A 21,887-nucleotide genomic window follows, 5' to 3' on the forward strand; every position below is an offset into this window, starting at 1 on the left:
GCACCTTCCCCGCGTTTCACGTTGGACCGCATTTACCGTAGCCCCGCACGCTGAGCGCTTTCACGGTATCGTCGCGCCCGCCCCCGACATATAAACGCGTCTCACCGCCTTCGCGCGGTCAACCCGTGCCGGCGACACGTATCGCCGGCCACCGCGGTCGTCGTTGCGCGTTGTCGCCCCTTTCGTCATGCCGGGAGATCGGCGTCCGACGCGCACCGCACCGCCGCTCAAGGAGGCTACATGTCCCTGTGGAATCCCACTGCGGTGTCATTCACCGTCTATTTGCTGCTCATGCTGGTGATCGGGTGGCTCGGTTACCGGTCCACCAACAATCTCTCCGACTACATCCTCGGTGGGCGCCGCCTCGGCAGCTTCGTCACCGCGCTCTCCGCAGGGGCGTCCGACATGAGCGGCTGGCTGCTGCTTGGGCTGCCGGGCGCCATCTACGTCGGTGGCCTGTCGGGCGTCTGGATCGCTGTCGGCCTCGCCGTGGGCGCATGGGCGAACTGGCATCTGGTCGCCGCGCGGCTGCGCGTGCACACCGAGGTTTGCGGCAACGCCCTGACATTGCCCGAATACCTGACGCAGCGCTTTGGCGACAGCAGCCATGTGCTGCGCATTGTCACGGCGCTCGTGATCCTCATCTTCTTCACGATTTACTGCGCCTCCGGCGTGGTGGCCGGAGCGCGGCTGTTCGAGACGATGTTCGGACTCGACTACCGCACAGCGCTGTGGATCGGCGCCGTGGCGACCATCGCGTACGTGTTCATCGGCGGCTTTCTCGCGGTGAGCTGGACCGACACCGTGCAGGCCTCGTTGATGTTCGCCGCGCTGGTGGTCACGCCGATTGCCGTGATCACCATCGACGGCGGCCCGGCCGCGGCGATCTCCGCCGTGACGGCGGTCCACCCCGCGCACACCGACTGGTTCGGGGAGCTCGCCCCCGTCGGCGTGATCTCGATGCTCGCGTGGGGCCTCGGCTATTTCGGCCAGCCGCATATTCTCGTGCGCTTCATGGCGGCACGCTCGGCCGCCGCAATCCCGCAGGCACGACGCATCTGCATGACCTGGATGACGCTGTGCCTGGCCGGCGCGGTGGCGGTGGGCTTCTTCGGCCTGGCGTTCTATAGCGCACGTCCGCTGATCGGCGACGGGGTGGCCGCCAATCCGGAAACGATCTTCATGGCATTGACCACCCAGTTGTTCACGCCGTGGCTCGCCGGCATTCTGCTCGCCGCGATTCTGGCGGCGGTGATGAGCACGCTGTCGTGCCAGTTGCTCGTCTGCGCGAGCGCGCTGACGGAGGACCTTTACAAGACGTTTGCGCGCGGGCCGGTCAGCCAACGCCGTCTCGTGTGGATCGGGCGCGCGATGGTGCTGGCCGTGGCGGTCGTCGCGGTATTGCTGGCGCTCGACCCGAACAGCCGGGTGCTGGGCATGGTGAGCTACGCCTGGGCCGGCTTCGGCGCGGCGTTCGGTCCGCTGGTGCTGGCCACCCTGCTCTGGCCCCGCGTCACACGCAACGGCGCGCTGGCGGGCATCGTGGTGGGTGCCGCCACGGTGCTCATCTGGAAACAGTTCGCCTGGTTCGACCTGTACGAAATCGTGCCCGGCTTCGCCCTCGGCGGTCTGGCGCTCGTGGTCGTGAGTCGTCTCGGCCGGGCGCCGTCCGCCGACGTTCTCGCCCGTTTCGAAGCGGCCGAAGCCGCCCTGCGCCAGATCCGCGACGGCGCCCCCGCCACGCCGGGTAGCACCGATGCGCCCGCGGCGCAACCCACGCCATAACCCGGTAGCACCTTCTATCGGCAAATGTCCCTCTTGACCGGCGCGCGCAGCCATCCAATACTGCCGCGTCGGACGCATTATGCGTTTGATTGCGATGCATGCCGTCCAGGATCGACCGGTCCTGTGCCGATGGCATTCCAAGAAAGGTGCGCCGCGGCGATCCCGCAGGCGCGCCACTCAACGACATACACATGCAAGGAGAGGGTTGATGCAATCGAAGCTTACGCTCAGCGCAGTCGCAGTGGCGGGACTGCTCGCGTTCGGTACCGCCGGCGCACAACAGGCGCAGGAAGTGAAGCTGGGTTTTGCCGCACCGCTCACGGGCGCCCAGGCGCACTACGGCAAGGACATGCAGAACGGCATCCAGATGGCCGTTGACGAGTACAACGCCACCAAGCCGACCATCGAAGGCAAGCCGGTGAAGTTCGTGTTGCAGTCCGAGGACGATCAGGCGGATCCGCGTCAGGGTTCGCTGGTTGCGCAGAAACTGGTCGACTCGGGCATCAAGGGCATGCTCGGCCATTTCAACTCGGGCACCACGATCCCGGCATCGCGCATCTACGCCGGCGCCGGTATCCCGGAAATCGCCATGGCGACCGCGCCGGAATACACGAAGCAGGGTTTCAAGACGACCTTCCGCATGATGACCTCGGACATCCAGCAGGGGTCGGTGGTGGGCACGTTCGCGGTCAAGAAGCTGGGCTTCAAGAACATCGCGATCGTCGACGATCGCACCGCCTACGGCCAGGGCCTGGCCGACGAGTTCGAGAAAGCGGCGAAGGCAGCCGGTGGCAAGATCGTGCGGCGCGAGTACGCCAACGACAAGGCCGTGGATTTCCGCGCGATCCTGACCAACCTCAAGCGCGCCAACCCGGACATGGTCTTCTACGGCGGCGCCGACGCCCAGGCTGGCCCGCTCGCCAAGCAGATGCGCGAGCTGGGCATGAAGAGCACGCTGATGGCCGGCGAGATGGTCAAGTCGGATGCGTTCCTGAAGATTGCCGGCGACGCCGCCAACGGCTCGGTTGTCTCGCTCGCCGGCCTGCCGCTCGACAAGATGCCCGGCGGCACCGCTTACGAACAGCGCTACAAGGCGAAGTTCGGCTCGGCCCCGGAAACCTACTCGCCCTACGCCTATGACGGTGCCATGGCCATGATGTCCGCCATGAAGAAGGCCAACTCGACCGACCCGGCGAAGTACCTGCCGGCGCTGGCCAAGACGAGCATGCCCGGCGTGACCACGCGTGAGCTGGCTTACGACAAGGTGGGCGATCTGAAGTACGGCTCGATCACGCTCTACAAGGTGGTCGACGGCAAGTGGACCGTACTCGAGACGGTCGGCGGCAAGTGACCGTTTGACGACGGCTCATTAGTCGCAAACGCCAAGGGCCGGTGAGTCGTCTCACCGGCCCTTGCTTTTGAATTCCGCGTTTGCCGGATTCCCGCTTTCCGGGCGACGTCATCGCGGCATCGCGCGGCGCACGTTACCAGACGTCCTTCGGCAGGCGTTCGCGCAACTCGGGTGGCAGCACGTCGCGCGTGAATACCGGTTCGGCGACACCGGCTTTGCGCTGTTTCCGATAGTCATGCCATGCGAGCACCGCGTATCGGGTCAGCAAGGCAATGGCGATCAGGTTGATGAACGCCATCAACGCCGTACCGACGTCGGCGAAACTCCACACCAGCGGCAGGCTCGCGATGGAACCGAGCATCACCGCCGCCAGTACCAGCGCGCGAAAGACATGCAGGCACCAGCGTCGCTGCGTCATGTAGTCCATGTTCACTTCCGCGTACGCGTAGTTGCCGAGCACGCTGGAATACGCCAGGAAGAATACCGTCAGGCCGGTGAAGGTCACCGCCCAGTCGCCGAAGTGCGCGGCCAGCGCGCGCTGTGTGAGCACCGCGCCTTCCGGCGCCGCGCCGGGCATGAACTCTCCCGAGAGCAGGATCATGAATGCCGTCGCCGAGCAAACGACGATGGTGTCGAAGCACACGCCGAGCATCTGCATGAGCCCTTGCTGAACCGGATGCCGCGTGGTGGCGACCGCCGCCGCGTTTGGCGCACTGCCCATGCCGGCCTCGTTGGAGAAGAGCCCCCGCTTCACCCCCATCAGCACCGCCTGACCGACGGCATACCCGGCGATACCACCCGCCGCGGGCTCCAGCCCGAAGGCATGGCGCCAGATCAACGCGATCATGCCGGGAAGCTCGTGCAGATTCGCGAGGCAAACGAACACCGCAAGCCCGAGATACGCTACCGCCATGACCGGAACGATCCATTGGGCCACGCGCGCCACACGCCGCACACCCCCATAGATGATCGGCGCGGTCAGCAGGACCAACGCGATGCCGATCCACTGCCGCTCCCAGCCGAACGACGCTTCGAGCGCCTCCGCGATGGAGTGCGATTGCACCGAGTTGAGGGCGAAGCCAAACGTGAACAACAGCGCGACGGCGAAAACGACGCCGAACTTGCGTGAGCCGAGACCGAGCTGAATGTAGTAGGCGGGGCCACCACGGAACGTGTTGTCCCGATGCGCAACCTTGAAGATCTGCGCAAGCGTCGATTCGACAAAGGCCGACGCCATGCCAAGCAATGCCGTCATCCACATCCAGAAGATGGCGCCCGGACCGCCGATGGTCAGCGCCACGGCCACGCCCGCGATATTGCCGGTGCCGACGCGGCTGGCCAGCCCCGTGGCGAATGCCTGAAACGGCGATATGCCGGAAATGTCACCCGAGGTTCGCAACAGGCGAACGCTATGCGCGAACGCCCGGATCTGTATGCCGCCGAACCGCACGGTGAAGTAAAGGCCCGCGCCGAGCAAGGCGATCACCAGGGGGTAGCCCGACAGCACCCCGCCGACGGCATCCACCATCGATTTAACCCAGCTTTCCATGTCAGTCGTCTCCTGTCGCAATCGTGCATCACCCCTCTGAAATGAGAGGCGAGGGACGGAGAATCTCAAGGATTGGGCCATTGCGACAGTTTGCCGCTGCACTTTGCGTCGATTCCTATGCAGGTTCGGACGCGCGCCAATAAAAAAAGCCGCTCGGCGATCGCCGGGCGGCTCAAAGACAAGGCAAGGAGACATCGCCGCAGAGCATATCGCCCGGATGTGACGGTGGCGTGACGCGTCGCAAAGCCGCGATGTTCCGGGCTCGGAAGTTTGCGGAGGACGTGTGAGGGCGTGTGAGGGCGTGGATCGGCGGGGGTGCACGCATACCGGTGCAAGGCGAGCGCCGCCATCAGGGAAGCGGACAGGTGCCTGGACTGCACGGCGTGAAAGAACTGTTGTGAAGATCGCTGGCGCGCGAGAAGGCACATTGCACGTCGACCGCGAGCGTTCTGCCCGGACCTGCGGTGTGCGCCGCGCGTGTGCCGACCCGGATCGTATCGCTCGAATGATCGAGAAAGGCGCCCGCGAAGTCCGACCTGATCTTGCAGGACACCGGGCCATTCGGATTCTTGACGAGCACCGCGGACGTTCCACCGAGGTGTCGGGTCGTATAGCGGTAAAAGCCCATGCCACCCTGCGCGATCGGCGCATTGAGATCGCCGGCGGATGCCCACGTACCGAACGTGTCGAACAACTGCTTCAACTCGCGGGCAAACCCCGTGTCGGTGTCCTTCAGGATCTTGTCCGGCTTTCGAACGTCGCGATGAATCGATGGCAGTTTGGAAACGAAATCGCGCACGGACCAGAAGCCGCTCTTCACGACGCTACCGTGAACATCGATCGTCGGCCACCCGCGCCAGAACCAGGCGTTCTCGCGCACGTACGGCGTTCCCGCCCCTTTCGACAGGCACACCAGTTGCTCGGTGCCGCGTGGCGACTGCGTCACGATGTACTCGCCCTGACTGGCGCCGGGCCGGATCGACGCGCCACCGCGCCCCACATTGGTGACCGCGCATGCGAGCAGCGTGGCGTCGGATTGGGACGCCACGTAGAAGTAGAGCGCCGATCCCAACCTCAGCCCCGCACGCGACGGCGTCAGCGAATAGCGCGTGACTTTCCAGTGGTCGTCGACCCGGACGAGTTTTTCGATCTCCTTGACGATGTAGGTCGGCACATCCGTCACGCTGCCGGGGGTGCTCGCCAGTTTCCAATGCCACGTGTTGCTGCCCGGCCGACTGCGCTGGCACGAAAGCAGCCGGCCGTCGGCGTCGCGCGTCAATCCCCAGACGTGGCACTCCTCGCCCTGCTGCTTGGCGCCGTTGAGCTCGACCACGCCCTTCGCCGAGCGGAACAGGTCGGCCTCGACCTTGTCGGCCTTGACGATGTCATTGCCCGACATTTCGAGCTTCCCGTCGAGCTTCGCGCCGTTCTTCGCGCTCAGCTTCCCTTCCAGCACGGTATCCCCCGCCACGCTCAGCCGCGCGCCGACGTTCGCAGGTCCTCCCACGACCAGGCTTTGCGCGCCCGCCGGGCCGGTGAGTTCCATGGCGCCCATACGTAACGTGCCGGTGCCACTGATATCCTGCGCGCCCACGATGCTATGGTTCGCTCCATTGCCCCCCATGTCGAGCTGGCCCTGAAGCGTCGCCGAGTTCGCGACGAGCGGGCCACTGACGGTCGCCGCGCTGGCAGTCAACGATGTGCCACTGAGTCGCTCCGCGTCGAGTTTGCCCACGCCGACAATGTCGTGCCGCTTGACCCTCCCGCCCTGCGCGTCCCTCTCTTCGAAATCGAGCGGTCCCCGCATCGTCGAGCCATCGCGCCGGACGTAAACGTCCATCGCACTGGTCGAATAGCCCCCGCGCACCGCGATGAGTCCCGGCTTTCCGAGCGGGCTTGCGACGGTCCCGGTTTGACCGGACGAATCGAGGAACCGGAACACCTGACCTCCGTCGTGCTGAATGCCGCCCAGTGCGCCGATCTTGCGCACGGCGACCGCCGCGGCGTCCCAGTCGGGAGCGGCGCCGTAGGTCTTGTAGATCGGTGTGTCGATGTAGGTGAGCGTTTCGATGTTGCACACATTTGTGGTCTTGTCGCATTCGAGATACACGTGAATGCCGTATTCGCCTCGGCTTCCCGGCGGGCGCGTGCCCATGCCGGTGGCGTTGGTGGCCGTGAGCAGCCTGCTCGCCGTCAGATTGTCGATGCTGGGCCGGCCGAGCCAATCCTGGCGCCTTTCAAAGGTAACGCCCCGGACCGTGAACGGCTTTGCCGATGGGCCCAGCAATGCCACGATGGCGTTGTGATGCTCCACCACGAAGCTCTGCACCTTGTCGCCCATGAGCTTCAGCGCTTCGCCCATGCGCTCGGCCTTTTCGGTACGCATCTGCCTTGCCTGATGCACGCCCCAGAAGGAAATCATCACCCCCAGCACGGCGACGGCAATCGCCGCCGAGATCAGGAAGATCCCGGATTGTTGCTTTCGCATGGTCGAACTCCTTTCGTCTGAGCGCCTCGCGCCGCATCGGGCGTGACAGCAAAGTCGTCAAAACTTGCCATTCTCGATGACGTCTCGACACCGGGGATTAGGAAACGCCCGGAACTTTCGAAGGGTTCGCGCGAAATCAGAAATCACTCGCCCAAAGACGAAAAAAGGCCCCACGGGATTCCCGTGAGGCGTGTTCGATTGACCGGCAGGACCGGCAACGGCGCGACAGCTGAAACGTCTTTTACGGCGCGCGCATGCGGCCCGTGCGTCGCACGCGCATCGTTCACCGACACGTGCGCGACGTGGCGCCGTGTCAGCACTCGACGATATTCACCGCCAATCCGCCGCGCGCCGTCTCCTTGTACTTGGTCTTCATGTCGGCGCCCGTCTCGCGCATCGTCTTGATGACGGAGTCGAGCGACACATAGTGAGCGCCATCGCCGCGCAGCGCCATCCGTGCGGCGTTCACGGCCTTGATCGACGCCATGGCGTTGCGTTCGATGCATGGAATCTGCACCAATCCGCCCACCGGATCGCACGTCAGGCCGAGGTTGTGCTCCATGCCGATTTCGGCCGCATTCTCGACCTGCTCGACCGTGCCGCCCAGCACGGCCGCAAGCGCGCCTGCCGCCATCGAACAGGCCACGCCGACCTCGCCCTGGCAGCCGACCTCCGCGCCCGAAATCGACGCGTTGAGCTTGTAGAGAATGCCGATGGCACCCGCCGTGAGCAGGAAATCGATCACGCCCTGCTCGTTCGCGCCGTGCACGAAGCGGTCGTAGTAGTGAAGCACCGACGGGATGATGCCGGCCGCGCCGTTCGTCGGCGCCGTCACGACGCGCCCGCCCGCCGCGTTCTCTTCGTTGACGGCGATCGCGTACAGGTTCACCCAGTCCATCACCGACAACGGGTCGGACAGCGTGCGTTCCGCGCGCTGCGTGAGCTGGCGGTACAACTCCGGCGCGCGACGCCGCACATGGAGCGGCCCGGGCAGTTCGCCGTCGGCCTCGTCGTTGCCGATGCCGCAACCGCGCGTCACGCACGACTGCATCACATGCCAGATATTGAGCAACCCACGACGGATGTCCGCTTCCGCCGTATCGCCCTGGTGCCAGACCTTCTCGTTCTCCCACATCAACTGGGCGATGGTCTTGCCGCTGGCGCGGCACATCTCGAGCAGTTCCTTGCCCGTGCGGAACGGGTACGGCAGCTGATCGTGCGCCGAGAGCACCTGCGCGTTCGACGCGCCCGCCGTCACGACGAAGCCACCGCCGACCGACAGATAGCGTCCTTCGCGCAAGGTGTTGCCCGCACCGTCGAAGGCATGGAATTTCATGCCGTTCGGGTGCTCGGCCATCGCTTCGCGACGATAGAACACCATGTGTTCCTTTTCGACGAACGGCACATCGTGGCGACCGAGAATCGACAGCACCTTCGACTTGCGCAGCGTGGCCAGCCGCGCGGCAATCGTCGACGGATCGACCGTATCGGGCGCTTCGCCCATGAAGCCGAGCAGCACGCCCTTGTCGGTGCCGTGTCCCTTGCCGGTCGCGCCCAGCGAGCCATACAACTCGGCGCGAACCGACGCCACCTGGGGCAACAGGCCGTCGCGCTCCAGTCCCTGAACGAACATCAGCGCGGCGCGCATGGGCCCGACGGTATGCGAACTCGACGGTCCGATACCGATCTTGAACAAATCGAAAACTGAAACGGCCATGAGGCTTTCCTGAAGATCTGAAACGTGAAGATGACTCGTCGGCCGCGGCAGGTCCGCCACGACCGCGTGACGTCCGAAGCCGCATCCGGAGAGACAAAAAGGGGCCGGCAATGTTGCTGCCGGCCCCCGTGTGTCCGAACTACGCGACGATCACTCGTAGTCGCTCATCGGCACGCAGGCGCAGAACAGGTTCCGGTCGCCATACACGTTGTCGGCGCGTCCGACCGGAGGCCAGTATTTGCGCTCGCGCAGCGCCTTGACCGGATACGCTGCCTGGCTGCGCGCGTAGGCGTGCGTCCATTCGTCGGCGGTCACCACGTCGGCCGTGTGCGGCGCGTGCTTGAGCGGATTGTCCTCGCGGTCCGCGCGTCCCTCTTCCACCGCGCGGATTTCCTCGCGGATCGTGACCATCGCCTCGATGAAGCGGTCGAGTTCGTGCTTCGACTCCGATTCCGTCGGCTCGACCATCAGCGTGCCCGGCACCGGGAAGCTCATCGTCGGCGCATGGAAGCCGAAATCCATCAGTCGCTTGGCCACGTCGTCGACGGTGATGCCGCTGGTGTCCTTGAGCGGACGCAGGTCGAGAATGCACTCGTGCGCCACCAGCCCGCCCGGCCCGGTGTACAGCACCGGGTAGTGCGGCGCGAGCTTCTTCGCGAGGTAGTTGGCGTTGAGAATGGCGGTTTCGGTGGCGGCCGTCAGGCCCTTCGCACCCATCATCGCCACATACATCCACGAGATCGGCAGGATCGAGGCCGAACCGTACGGAGCGCCCGACACGGCGCCGATACCTTCGGCATCGCGCGAATACCCGGTCGAACGCTGGTTCGGCAGGAACTTCGCCAGATGGGCGCCGACAGCGACCGGCCCCACGCCGGGGCCGCCGCCGCCGTGCGGAATGCAGAACGTCTTGTGCAGGTTCAGGTGCGACACGTCGCCACCGAATTCGCCGGGTGCGCACAGGCCGACCATCGCGTTCATGTTGGCGCCGTCGACATACACCTGGCCGCCGTTCGCATGCACGATTTCGCAGATCTGGCGCGCGCCCGCCTCGAACACGCCGTGCGTGGACGGGTACGTCATCATGATCGCGGCCAGGCGGTCGCGATGCTGCTCGGCCTTCGCCTGCAGGTCGGCCAGATCGACGTTGCCATTGGCATCGCACGCGACCACCACGACCTGCATGCCCGCCATCTGGGCCGATGCCGGGTTGGTACCGTGCGCCGACGCCGGGATCAGGCAGATGTCGCGATGCGCTTCGCCGCGCGAGGCGTGATACGCCTGAATGATCAGCAGGCCTGCGTACTCGCCCTGCGAGCCGGCGTTCGGCTGCAACGACACCGCCGCATAGCCGGTCGCGGCCACGAGCATGCGCTCGAGCTGGTCGATCATGGTGCGGTAGCCCACCGTCTGGTCGGCCGGGGCGAACGGGTGAATCTGGCCGAATTCCGGCCACGTCACCGGCAGCATCTCCGAGGTGGCGTTGAGCTTCATCGTGCACGAGCCGAGCGGGATCATCGTGCGATCGAGCGCCAGATCCTTGTCCGAGAGACTGCGCAGGTAACGCAGCATTTCGTGCTCGGAGTGATAGCGATTGAACACCGGATGCGTGAGATACGCGCTCTGGCGCGCGAGCGCCGCCGGATAACCGTTCGAGACGGTGGCTTCGATGGCGTCGAAGTCCAGCGAGACGGCTTGCTTGCCGAGCCCCTCTGCGACCACTTCCCACAACGCGATCACGTCGTCGCGCGTGCTGGTCTCGTCGAGCGAGATGCCGACCGTATCGGCGTCCTCGCGACGCAGGTTGAAACGGCGGGCGGCGGCCACGGTGTGAATGCTGTCGGCGCGGCCGGCCACCGGCACGGTCAGCGTGTCGAAGAACGTGGCGTTTCGCGGCGCGGCGCCCAGGGCGGCAAGACCGGCGGCCAGCACGGCCGTCAGACGGTGCACGCGCTCGGCGATTACACGCAGGCCCTGCGGGCCGTGATACGCGGCGTACATGCTGGCCATGATGGCGAGCAGCGCCTGCGCGGTACAGATGTTCGAGGTGGCCTTCTCGCGGCGGATGTGCTGCTCGCGCGTTTGCAGCGCCAATCGCAGCGCCGGCTTGCCCTGCGAGTCGACCGACACGCCGACCAGACGACCGGGCATCGAGCGCTTGAGTTCGTCGCGCGTGGCCAGGTAGGCGGCGTGCGGGCCGCCGAAGCCCATCGGCACGCCGAAGCGCTGGCTGTTGCCGACGGCAACGTCGGCGCCCCACTCGCCCGGCGGCGTGAGCAACGCGAGCGAGAGCAGGTCCGCGGCGGCGACCAGCATGCCGCCCTTCGCATGGATCGTGTCGGCCAGCGCGCGGAAATCGCGCACGTCGCCGCCCACGCCCGGGTATTGCACCAGCACGCCGAACGCCTCGACTTCGGCGGCGGCGGCCACGGGACCGACCTGGACTTCGATGCCGAGCGGTTTGGCGCGCGTTTGCACCACTTCGATGGTTTGCGGCAGCACATCGTCCGCCACGAAGAACGTGTTGGACTTCGACTTGCCGGTGCGCTTGACCAGCGTCATCGCTTCGGCGGCGGCGGTCGCCTCGTCGAGCATCGACGCGTTGGCGATCGCCAGCCCCGTCATGTCGATGATCATCTGCTGGTAATTGAGCAGCGCTTCGAGGCGGCCCTGCGAGATTTCCGGCTGATACGGGGTGTAAGCCGTGTACCAGGCCGGGTTCTCCAGCACGTTGCGCAGGATCACGCCCGGCGTGAAGGTGTTGTAGTAGCCCTGACCGATGAACGACTTGAAGACCTGGTTCTGGTCGGCCAGCGCGCGCAATTGCGCAAGTGCCTGCGACTCGGTCTTCGCGGCGGCGAACTGGCCGAGCGATGCGGCGAAGCGCTCGCCGTCGCGGCGGATCGAGGCCGGCACGACCGCGTCGATCAACGCGGCGCGCGAGGCATAGCCCAGCTCGGTGAGCATGGCTTGTTGTTCGGGGGTGTCCGGGCCGATGTGGCGCGCGGAGAAGTTCTCGCGCTGCTCGAGCTCGGTGAGCGAGCGGCGCGGCGCTTGCAGGTCAGTCAAGGCGTTCATGGGTCAGTTCTCTCGTTCGATCACGGCAAGTGACGGCGGGATATCTCAGTTGCTCGGTTGCGCGGGTACGCGTGGTGCGCGTGGTGCGCGAAGGGCAGGTAACGGTGCCGGGCTGGCGACGCCTCGCGAGCCGGAGCCCGCGGGGCGTCGTTCGGCAACGTCAGGCGCCGATCTTCTTCGCGTAGGCTTCCGGGCTCAGCAGTTTTTCGAGCTCGGCCGGATTCGAGGGCTTCACGCGGAACAGCCAGTTGCCGTAAGCGTCGGCGTTGACGATGTCGGGCGAGCCCGGCACTTCGGCGTTCGTCTCGATGATCTCGCCGCTGATCGGCGCGTGCACGTCGGCGGCGGCCTTGACCGACTCGATCACGCACGATGCCTCGTCCCGGGCGACGGTGCGGCCGGTGTCCGGCAGCTCCACGAACACGATGTCGCCCAGCGATTCCTGCGCGAAATCGGTGATGCCCACGGTCACGGTGCCGTCGGCTTCGAGACGGGCCCACTCGTCGGATTCGGTGTACTTCAGGTTGTCGGGGATATTCGCCATGTTGACGCTCCGGAATTCAGTGATTGGGGTATTCGGTTATCGGAAAATCGTGTCGCCGTGCCGTGGTGCCGGTGTGTTGCTCAGGCCACCACGGCCTTGCCGTGACGCACGAACGGTAATTTGACCACACGTGCGGGTAATTGCTTGTCACGAATTTGCACCTGCACGATGGCGCCGTCGGGAACGCCCTTCGGCAGCCGAGCAAAGGCGATCGATTGCTGCAGGCTCGGGCTGAAGGTGCCGCTGGTGATTTCGCCGTTGCCGGCGTCGGTCACCACGACCTGATGGGCGCGCAGCACGCCGCCCTTGCCGTCGAGCACGAGGCCCGCGAAGCGCCACGTCTGGCCGCGCGAGATCAGCGAGTCCTTGCCGACGAACGTGCGCTCGCTCTCTTTCTCCACGGTCCAGCCCAGGCCGGCGTCGAGCGGCGAGACGTCGTCGTCCATGTCCTGTCCGTACAGATTCATGCCGGCTTCCAGACGCAGCGTGTCGCGCGCGCCGAGGCCGGCCGGACGCACGCCTTGCGCGACCAGCGCCTTCCACAGGGCCACCACGTGATCGGCATTCACGATCACCTCGAAGCCGTCTTCGCCGGTGTAGCCCGTGCGGGCGATCATCAGCTCGCCGAAGGCGGTGTCCTTGGCGAACGCGGCGTTGAACGGCTTGAGCGCTTCGCTCGCCGCCTGGCTGCCCGGCACGGCCTGCCAGACCTTGGCGCGCGCGTTCGGCCCCTGCACCGCCACGATCGACAGGTCGCGGCGCGGAATGAGGGTGAGGTTGTAGTCGCCGTGGGCGTTGAGCTGGCCGAGCCAGGCGAGGTCCTTGTCGGCCGTGCCGGCGTTCACGACGATGCGGAACCAGTCTTCGGCGATGAAATAGACGATGAGATCGTCGATCACGCCGCCGCCCGGATTGAGCATGCACGTGTAGAGGGCCTTGCCCGGGGTTTGCAGCTTGTCGACGTTGTTGGCCACGGCATACCGCAGGAATTCGCGGCAGCCCGAGCCGTGCAGGTCGACCACGCACATGTGCGAGACGTCGAACATGCCGGCGTCGGTGCGCACGGCGTTGTGTTCTTCGATCTGGGAGCCGTAGTTCACGGGCATGTCCCAGCCGCCGAAGTCAACCATGCGAGCGCCGGCGGCGCGGTGCGTGTCGTTGAGCGGGGTACGTTTGAGATCGGTCATCGGGGCGTCGGGCCGTCAGGTGTCGAGGTTCGGGATCTTCGGAGACCAGCGTCCGAAAATGCAAAAGGGGTCATCTCGACGACCGGCACTTACCGCGTGGGGCGCGTGTCCGTACACGTGCCCAACGCAATGCCAGTTGGCGAGATGACCCCTCTGTCCTTGGTACCTGAGAGATTGCCCGGCGGATCGGTGTGCCTCGCGCACGCCATGTCGATCCCGCCAGCCCCTTCGGTGGATCGCCCGCGTGCCCTGCACGCCGCGACCGCTCTCCAGAGATCGAAGGCAAAGCCTTCGGCGTGGACGGTCCTTGATGCCTGAGAGTTTGTGGGTATTACCCCTTCGGCGGCCCCGGCATGTGCTTCCCGGTGCGCTCTCCCGACCACGCTCGCGCACTTTACGGGGAAAGCCGGGGACTGTCAATTTGGCACAAATACCGTCAGTGCGATTCCCCCGGATTGGCGCCCGCCGGACATCCGTCGCGGCCCCACCTGCCATTGCAGATGGCCCAGATGCAGCGTTGCTTCGGTATCACTTCGTACCAGCGATAGCGCTCGCATCGCGCAAGCGCGGCGGCGATCGTGCTCGCGGCCGATGGCGCGGAGGCGGCCAGCGGCGCCGAGGCGCTCGCCGGCGGCGTATTCTGCGCGGCAATCGCGCCGATGTCGTTCGCATCGTAATGCGCCGGCAGATCCGACGGGGCGGTCGGCGGCTGAGATGACTTGCCGCCCGCGACGCGTCGACTCAACAATTGCATCATCTCGTCTGGGGCGTTGGCGGACTGGGTGGCGGACGGCGCGGGAGGCGTCACCTGGGTCGCCGCGGCGGTCAATGCCGCCGTGGCGGCCGACGCCGTCAGCGGCGCCGCGCTCTGACTCGCGGCCGCGACATCGGCGGCGGCGCCGGACGCTGCGGCATCGATCGCCGCGAGCGCCTGCGCCCTGGCCTGCGCGGCCGACGCCTCGTTCGGCGCGCCTGCGCCTGTATCGCCCGGCGCGGCGGCCGACGGCGCGTCGTTGCCATTGTTGAACGGCGCGACCGCAATGCCCTCGGGCGCCTTGGGTGCGGGGTCGACATAGGGCGCGCGCAGATTCCACCAGATGCCAAGCAGCGCGATGGCGGCGAACACCGCGGTACCGAAAACGAGTGCGCCGTTGAGCCAGCCCGGCTCCTCATCCTTCCGATCGCGCCGGTCGCGAGCCCGCTTCGGGGGCGTCGCCGACGCGGCACCGGCGGCACCCGTGGCCTTTGCCGAATCGCTCAGGCGGCTGTCGGCAGCGTCGGCCGTCGCGCCGGCCACGGCGCCCGCCGCGAGACCCTCGCCCCGGAAACCCGGCTCGGCATCCGCGAGTCTGGCGCCGCACTTCTCACAGTGCAGCGCGCGCGGCGCGTTGTTCGTCCCACAAGTTGGACATTGCACGGCGACCTCACCACGATGGCAACGTTTTGCATTATAGGCACCCGGTCTATGTCGACGCCAGCGCGCGGCACCGGCCGCGCCACCCGGCGTCGCGCGCGCCCCACAGTCGGCGGGCCCCGACGGGAAGCGCGTTCGCGGGGTGAAACCGGCGCGACTGAAGCGTCGCGCTCACGTGCCGGACGGGGGCGCCGCGCGTGATAGACTTGCCCACCACCGCGCACGCCAGCACATGGCCGGCACCGCCCGCGTCTTGCCGCGCTCACCCCATCCGCTTCACACCATGTCGTCCTTTCCGCTCAATCCCGCCCAGAACGAAGCCACGCACTACTTCGACGGCCCGTGCCTCGTGCTGGCCGGGGCGGGCAGCGGCAAGACCCGCGTCATCACGCAAAAGATCGCGTGGCTCATCGAAGCGAAGGGATTTGAGCCGAAGCACATCGCCGCCGTCACGTTCACGAACAAGGCCGCCGCCGAAATGCGCGAACGCGTGGCCAAGCAGCTCGAAGGCAAGACACTCACCACGCCCGGCAAGGAGGGGCGCAAGGTGCCCGTCAATCAGCTCACGATCTGCACGTTCCACTCGCTGGGCGTGCAGATTTTGCGCCGCGAGGCGGAACACGTCGGTCTGAAGCCGCAGTTCTCGATTCTCGATGCCGACGACTGCTTCGGCCTGATCCAGGAGCAATTGGGCACGACCGACAAGGCGATGATCCGCGGCGTGCAGACCGCCATCTCCCTGTGGAAAAACGGCATGGTCACGCCCGACGTGGCGCTGGCCGCGGCCGAGACCGCCGACGAGCATCAGGCAGCCCTGGTCTATCGCAATTACATGGCGACGTTGCAGGCCTACCAGGCCGTCGATTTCGACGATCTGATCCGGCTGCCCGCGCAGCTCTTCGAGCGCGACGAGGAAGTGCGTGATCGCTGGCAGAACAAGCTGCGCTATCTGCTCATCGACGAATACCAGGACACCAACACCTGCCAGTATCTGCTGCTCAAGCTGCTCGCGGGCAAGCGCGCGGCATTCACCGCCGTGGGCGACGACGACCAGGCAATCTACGGCTGGCGCGGCGCCACGCTCGAGAACCTCAAGCAGTTGCAGGTCGACTTCCCCACGCTCAAGGTCATCAAGCTCGAGCAGAACTATCGCTCGACGTCGCGCATTCTCACGGCGGCGAACAACGTCATTGCGAAGAATCCGAAAATCTTCGAGAAGAAGTTGTGGAGCGAGCACGGCCTGGGCGATCCGATCACCGTGACCGCGATGAACGACGAAGAACACGAAGCCGAGTCGGTCGTGTTCCGGCTCTCGGCGCACAAGTTCGAGCGGCGCGCGGAGTTTCGCGATTACGCGATCCTGTACCGCGGCAACCACCAGGCGCGCATCTTCGAACAGGTGCTGCGGCGCGAACGCATTCCGTACGTTCTCTCGGGCGGACAGTCGTTCTTCGACAAGGCCGAAATCAAGGATCTGTGCGCGTACCTGCGCCTGCTCGCCAATCCCGACGACGACCCCGCATTCATTCGCGCCGTCACCACCCCGCGTCGCGGCGTGGGCAGCACCACGCTGGAAGTGCTGGGCGGCTTCGCGGGGCAGGCCAAGGTCTCGCTGTTCGAGGCGGTCTACATGGGCGCCGTGGAAGCGCGGCTGCAACCGCGTCAGCTCGAACCGCTGCGCGCGTTCTGCGACTTCATTCAGCGCATTGCGGCGCGCGCGGCGCGCGATCCGGCCAACGAGGTCATCGACGATCTCATGGAAGGCGTTCACTACGAGGCCTACCTCTACGATACGTTCGACGAACGCCAGGCCCAGTCGCGCTGGACGACCGTGCTCGAATTCCTTGAATGGATGAAGCGCAAGGGCACGCGCGGCGACGAAGCGCAGACGACCGGCTTCGACACCGCCGACGGGCTCGACGACGACGGCAAGAGCCTGATGGAACTCACGCAGACCATCGCGCTGATGTCGATGCTCGAAGGGCGCGACGGCGACGACCCGGACGCCGTGCGCCTGTCGACGCTGCACGCCTCCAAGGGCCTCGAGTATCCGCATGTCTTCCTCGTGGGCGTGGAGGAAGGCATCCTGCCGCACATTCGCGATGACGAAGAGGTCACCGCCGAGAAGATCGAGGAAGAGCGCCGCCTGATGTACGTTGGCATCACCCGCGCGCAACGCTCGCTTCAGTTGTCGTGGTGCAAGAAGCGCAAGCGGGCGCGCGAGACCTATTCGTGCGAAATCTCGCGCTTCGTGCCCGAGATGCAACTCGACGAAGCGCCGCCTCCGCCGCCCGAAGACGCCCCGATGTCGCCCAAGGACCGGCTCGCCAGCCTGAAGGCGATGCTCGCCGGTGGCGCCAACAAAACGCCGTCGTCGACCGGTGCCTGACATGAATAAGCCCCCGCGTGCGGGGGCTGGCCTGAGGAACGGCGGTGTCCATGCCGGGGCTGTCGGCGGCGGCAGGCACGCCGTGAAGTCAATGCTTGCTGCTATTTGCCACCACTCGAAGACGTTGGGTCACACGCGGCCGCCGGGCTCGACGCCACGACCATCCCCGTCAGACCGGTCAAACAAAGCAGGACAGCAACCAACAGTTTTCGCATAGGCTCGTCTCCACTCGTCAGGTGAAGTTTCACTATAGGAGGGCAGCCTTTCGAAGCCAAAGACATCTTGACCATCGGCGCGGCGCGGGCGATAGTCGGTAAAAAACGGGCGAAACGTCACGCGGTTTGCGTCGATTTCGATCCAATGCCCACACCTGCGGCGCACCGCTGGCAATGCGTCCGGCACACACCGTTGCGACGCGCGTGTGCGGCACCCATCCCCGAGTTTTTGTGGAGCGTGGTGCGTGAGACTGCATATCCTGTCAGACCTGCATTTGTCCGTGGCGCCGTTGGCCATTCCCGACGTCGATGCCGACGTCACGATCCTCGCCGGCGACATCAGCCGTCCGGCGCAAGCCATCGAGTGGGCGAAGCAACTTTCGCGCCCCGTCATCTACGTAGCTGGCAACCATGAGTTCTACGGCGCCACGCTCGCGGGCACGCTTGCCGAGCTGCGGCGCCTGACGGCGGGCACCCAGGTGCATTTGCTCGAACGGGGGGCCGTGGTGATTGATGGCGTACGTTTCATCGGCACCACCCTCTGGACCGATTTCGCGCTGTACGACGCCGAGGGCAAGCACGACATGGTCATCGAGGAATCGAAGAAGTTCGTGCGCGACTTCACGCGCATCCGGGTGGGCGACCCCGCGGCGCCGTGGTCCGATCTGCCGTTTTTCTCGCCGGACGACTCGGCCGCGCTATGTCGCGAGAATGTCGCCTGGCTCTCGCGCGCACTCGCCACGCCCCATGAGGGGCCGACGGTGATCGTGACGCACCATGCCCCCACGCCACAGAGTATTCATCCACGCTTTGCCGGGTCCCCCGTGAACCCGGCGTTCATTTCGGATTTGACGTCGTTCGTCGATCAGTCGGACGCCGCATTGTGGGTCCATGGCCATACGCACGATTCGTTCGATTACCGGGTCGGCCGCACGCGCGTGCTGTGCAATCCGCGTGGTTACTGCTTTGAGGGACGCATCGAGAACACGGCATTCGATCCGCAGTTGGTCGTGCGCGTTTAGGGCGTGTCGGGCCTGTCGCCGGGCCATCGGCCGCATGGACCGTTGCGTCGGCAGCGGCAGCAAAAAGCAAATCCCCGCCGAAGCGGGGATTTTTCATCACACTGGCGTCCGGCCGGTTACTTCGCCGCGCTCACCATGTAATCCACGGCGGCCTTGACGTCGTCGTCCGACGCATTGGTGGCGCCGCCCTTCGCCGGCATGGCGTTCAGGCCCTTGAGGGCCGCGTTGTGCAGCGTTTCGATGCCGGTGGCGATGCGTGGTGCCCACGCGGCCTTGTCGCCGAACTTCGGGGCGTTCATCACGCCGGCGGCGTGACAGGCCATGCAAACCGTGTCGTAAAGCTTCTTGCCGGCCTCGAGATTGCTGCCCGCGCTGGCCGCAGCCGGGGCGGGCGTCTTGAGCGCGGCCATGGCCGCGGCGGCGGTCGCGGCTGCGCCGGCGTCGGCGGCCGGAGCCCCCGATGCCGGGGCGGCAGCGCTGGCACCGGAGGCGGCCGGCGCCGGTTGGGCCGGCGCCGCCGGCTCTTGCAGCTTGCCACCGGAGGCGTTCGCCATATAGACGATGGCGCGGCCGATCTCGTAGTCGGTCACATCGTCGGGGCTGGTGCCGCCGCGCGGCGGCATGGCGCCCTTGCCGGCCAGCGCGATCTTGAGCATTTCGTCGTAGCCCTGCTTGATGCGCGGTGCCCATTCGTCGGTGCCGACCTTCGGGGCACCGGCCGCGCCCGACGCGTGGCAGGCAGCGCAAACGGCCTTGTAGAGTTGCTCGCCCGTCTGATAAACGCGTGGCGCGTTGGCGTCCTTGACTTCGACCTTGGCCACGGGCGCGATGCGCTCGGCGATGGCCTTTTCGGTCATGGCGGAACTGCCTGCGGCGGGAAGGGTGCTGTTGCCTACGTAATTGACCAGCAGGACGATGATGACGATCGGAACCAGAAAACCTGCAACGACGGCGGCGATGAGCTGCTTGGGTGTTTTGATCGGAGACTCGTGCTCGTTATGTGCTTCACTCATGCGGGATCTCTCAATAGTTTTTGTGGAAACCGAGTGCATCACACCGGACGGCCGACAGGCCTTTGCGCCATCCAGTCAAAATAACGAACCATTGTAGCAACAATCCCTCGGCGGATGACACGCCAAGGCGGTGCGCGGACGCCGCAAAAGTCCCGTATTTTCCCTAACTTACGCGAAAGGCAAAGCGGTGTTCCGCGTGCTTCGTGCGCAAATTGCGGCCCTGACGCAACCACAGGAAATCCGCGCCGGAGCGGCTTGCGGCAACGAAATGCCGCATTGTTGGGCAGGACGATGCACGGGGCATGGACGGCGCGCCGCAAAACCGCTATGCTTCTACCTCTTTGCCTGCCGGTAGCGCGTTCGCGCACTCCTCACCGGTGGTCTGCATAGCGCCCGTAGCTCAGGGGATAGAGTATCGGCCTCCGAAGCCGAGGGTCACTGGTTCGATTCCAGTCGGGCGCGCCAATTCACCAAGCGTAGTCAGTCTTTTCAATGCGTTGCACCCGTGCCGTCACTCGATCGTAACGGCGCCGACAACGTCAGCCGACCGTACCTATTTATCGGGCGCGCGACACCGTGTCGCGGCTATCGACAATCCGACCGGGGCGATGCCAGAATAGGTCACCCGCGCAACGGCGGGGTCCATTGAGGAGATCGACGATGCCACGCCGCACCGCCACGCTGTCCCCGATGTGCTTGTCCTGCGCTCGCCCCGCCCTCGCGCCGGTACCGCCCGACGCAAGTGCAAGGACTCCGAAACGTCTGTCCCGGCACTGGTGGCAAACCGCCGCCGCCGCGATACTGTTCGGTGCGAGCGGCATCGCATTCGCGCAGACGCCAGTGTGCTTCGACAGCCTCGGTCGTTCACTTCCTCCCGAGCAATGCTCGCAAGCCGCACGCGATCAGGCCGCCGCCCAGGCCAGCGCGGCGGGCGCCGCCTCCCCCTCGCTTCGCGACGAATGCCGCGCCCTCGCCGACAAGATCGCCAACACGCCGGACAAGCCGGTGTACACGCGCAAGAAGCGCGTCGATTCGCCCGAGGGCAATCGCGTCGACATTCCTACACGCACAAACCCGCGCAAGGCGCTCAAGGAAGAATACATGCGCAAGTGCACGTAGGCGGACTCCTACAAGTTAGCCGACGTTAGCAACAAGTTAGCGGAACTTAATGCGTGCTTTTCTTGACAATACCGACAGAGACCGCATAATCGTCGTCATGCCGATGCGCCGCGCCCGGATCTCGTAACCGTGCAATATCGCGAGATACCGGCGCGACGGGCCGCACGCAGTACGTGCCTGAATGCGAAGCCGTAAACGTCGTCGCAGTCACATCGGATGCCGAAACATTGCCCTTATCATCCGCTTCACTGCCGCGACGCGGGGCCCTGTGGGGCCGCCCGACGGCATGACGTTTTATCCGCATCCAAGCCGCCCCGCCCCCGCGAGGCGGTACACGCTACCTGGAGGGAGAAAATGCAAAAACGCGAATTCCTGATGAAAACTTCCGTCGCTGTCGCCGCCGCCGCTTTCGCATTGGCCGGCTGTACCACGACCACGCCGTCGCAAGCTGACAAGGGCGACAGCGCGCCCGGCGCCAACGCGAACAAGCGCCGTGAAATCGACGCCGCCGTCAACGGCGCGCTCGACAAGATGTATGCGTCGGTGAAGGGCTCGCGCGAGCTCGTGAACAAGGCCCGCGGCGTGCTGGTGTTCCCGTCGGTGTTGCAAGCGGGCTTCGTCGTGGGCGGCGAATATGGCGAAGGCGCGCTGCGTGTGGGCGGTGCGACCAGGGGTTACTACAACACCGTGACGGCGTCGTTCGGCCTGCAGATCGGCGCGCAGTCGAAGGCCGTGATCTTCCTGTTCATGACGCAGGACGCCCTCGATAAATTCCAGCGCACCGACGGCTGGACGGCCGGCGCCGACGCCTCGGTCGCGCTGGTCAAGGTCGGCGCGAACGGCGCCGTCGATCTGAATACGGCGACGTCGCCGGTGGAAGTGATCGTGATGACCAATGCCGGCCTGATGGCCAACCTGAACGTGGAAGGCACGAAGGTCACGAAGCTCAACATCTGACCGACACGCGCCGGACGATGCGCCGGCGCGTCTCCAAAGGAAAAGCGGCGCCACCTGCG

Annotated in this window: 14 protein-coding genes, 1 tRNA gene and 2 riboswitches; of the genes, 7 read left to right on the top strand and 8 right to left on the bottom strand. The window is 65.8% G+C overall.

Annotation, left to right across the window (positions count from 1 at the left end):
- Nucleotides 1–240: 240 nt before the first annotated feature.
- The gene (gene putP, locus W930_RS27890; protein WP_023872601.1) at nucleotides 241–1,785 is read left to right on the top strand and encodes a sodium/proline symporter PutP; all 1,545 of its coding nucleotides are present in this window, start codon (nucleotides 241–243) and stop codon (nucleotides 1,783–1,785) included.
- A gap of 208 nt (nucleotides 1,786–1,993) precedes the next feature.
- Complete coding sequence (locus W930_RS0117330; protein WP_023598413.1) at nucleotides 1,994–3,136, top strand: branched-chain amino acid ABC transporter substrate-binding protein; 1,143 nt, start codon at nucleotides 1,994–1,996, stop codon at nucleotides 3,134–3,136.
- Nucleotides 3,137–3,269: 133 nt separating this feature from the next.
- Here the strand turns inward: W930_RS0117330 and W930_RS0117335 are convergent, their stop codons facing one another.
- From W930_RS0117335 to W930_RS0117365, 7 genes are all read right to left on the bottom strand, one after another.
- Entirely contained in the window at nucleotides 3,270–4,685 is a 1,416-nt protein-coding gene (locus W930_RS0117335) for a sodium:alanine symporter family protein (RefSeq protein WP_023872602.1), read from the bottom strand.
- A gap of 349 nt (nucleotides 4,686–5,034) precedes the next feature.
- Nucleotides 5,035–7,173 carry a hypothetical protein gene (locus tag W930_RS0117340; RefSeq protein WP_023872603.1) on the bottom strand — a complete coding sequence of 713 codons (2,139 nt, stop codon included), beginning with the start codon at nucleotides 7,171–7,173 and terminating at the stop codon, nucleotides 5,035–5,037.
- A gap of 313 nt (nucleotides 7,174–7,486) precedes the next feature.
- On the bottom strand, nucleotides 7,487–8,890 hold the full coding sequence (locus W930_RS0117345) for an L-serine ammonia-lyase (RefSeq protein WP_023872604.1): 1,404 nt from the start codon (nucleotides 8,888–8,890) through the stop codon (nucleotides 7,487–7,489).
- Nucleotides 8,891–9,040: 150 nt separating this feature from the next.
- A complete protein-coding gene (gcvP, locus tag W930_RS0117350) occupies nucleotides 9,041–11,968 on the bottom strand; it encodes an aminomethyl-transferring glycine dehydrogenase (protein WP_024788642.1) in 2,928 nt (975 codons plus the stop codon).
- Nucleotides 11,969–12,128: 160 nt separating this feature from the next.
- On the bottom strand, nucleotides 12,129–12,512 hold the full coding sequence (gene gcvH / locus W930_RS0117355; protein ID WP_023598408.1) for a glycine cleavage system protein GcvH: 384 nt from the start codon (nucleotides 12,510–12,512) through the stop codon (nucleotides 12,129–12,131).
- Nucleotides 12,513–12,592: 80 nt separating this feature from the next.
- Nucleotides 12,593–13,699: a glycine cleavage system aminomethyltransferase GcvT gene (gene gcvT / locus W930_RS0117360; protein WP_023872605.1), complete on the bottom strand. Its 1,107-nt coding sequence runs from the start codon at nucleotides 13,697–13,699 to the stop codon at nucleotides 12,593–12,595.
- A 143-nt stretch (nucleotides 13,700–13,842) separates the two neighbouring features.
- Nucleotides 13,843–13,982: riboswitch (glycine riboswitch) on the bottom strand.
- An 8-nt stretch (nucleotides 13,983–13,990) separates the two neighbouring features.
- A riboswitch (glycine riboswitch) is annotated at nucleotides 13,991–14,087 on the bottom strand.
- A gap of 48 nt (nucleotides 14,088–14,135) precedes the next feature.
- Nucleotides 14,136–15,116 (bottom strand): hypothetical protein, encoded by a 981-nt coding sequence (locus tag W930_RS0117365; protein ID WP_023872606.1) that lies wholly within the window; start codon nucleotides 15,114–15,116, stop codon nucleotides 14,136–14,138.
- Nucleotides 15,117–15,396: 280 nt separating this feature from the next.
- Between W930_RS0117365 and W930_RS0117370 the strand changes: the two genes are divergently transcribed.
- Both W930_RS0117370 and W930_RS0117375 read left to right on the top strand, forming a co-directional pair.
- Nucleotides 15,397–17,502: a UvrD-helicase domain-containing protein gene (locus tag W930_RS0117370; protein WP_023872607.1), complete on the top strand. Its 2,106-nt coding sequence runs from the start codon at nucleotides 15,397–15,399 to the stop codon at nucleotides 17,500–17,502.
- A gap of 460 nt (nucleotides 17,503–17,962) precedes the next feature.
- Nucleotides 17,963–18,739: a metallophosphoesterase gene (locus W930_RS0117375; protein WP_023872608.1), complete on the top strand. Its 777-nt coding sequence runs from the start codon at nucleotides 17,963–17,965 to the stop codon at nucleotides 18,737–18,739.
- 116 nt (nucleotides 18,740–18,855) lie between these two features.
- On the opposite strand, the gene W930_RS0117380 is transcribed toward W930_RS0117375, so the two are convergent.
- Entirely contained in the window at nucleotides 18,856–19,752 is an 897-nt protein-coding gene (locus tag W930_RS0117380; RefSeq protein ID WP_023598403.1) for a cytochrome c5 family protein, read from the bottom strand.
- A 389-nt stretch (nucleotides 19,753–20,141) separates the two neighbouring features.
- Between W930_RS0117380 and W930_RS0117385 the strand changes: the two genes are divergently transcribed.
- The 3 genes from W930_RS0117385 to W930_RS0117395 all read left to right on the top strand — a co-directional run bounded on the left by W930_RS0117385 (nucleotide 20,142) and on the right by W930_RS0117395 (nucleotide 21,828).
- Nucleotides 20,142–20,217: transfer RNA gene (locus W930_RS0117385), tRNA-Arg, on the top strand.
- 195 nt (nucleotides 20,218–20,412) lie between these two features.
- Nucleotides 20,413–20,871: a hypothetical protein gene (locus W930_RS27895; protein ID WP_025250102.1), complete on the top strand. Its 459-nt coding sequence runs from the start codon at nucleotides 20,413–20,415 to the stop codon at nucleotides 20,869–20,871.
- 354 nt (nucleotides 20,872–21,225) lie between these two features.
- Nucleotides 21,226–21,828, top strand: coding sequence for a YSC84-related protein (locus W930_RS0117395; RefSeq protein ID WP_023598401.1), 603 nt, complete (start codon nucleotides 21,226–21,228; stop codon nucleotides 21,826–21,828).
- Nucleotides 21,829–21,887: the final 59 nt, after the last annotated feature.

This window comes from Pandoraea sp. E26, assembly GCF_000681415.1.
GTDB lineage: Bacteria > Pseudomonadota > Gammaproteobacteria > Burkholderiales > Burkholderiaceae > Pandoraea > Pandoraea pnomenusa.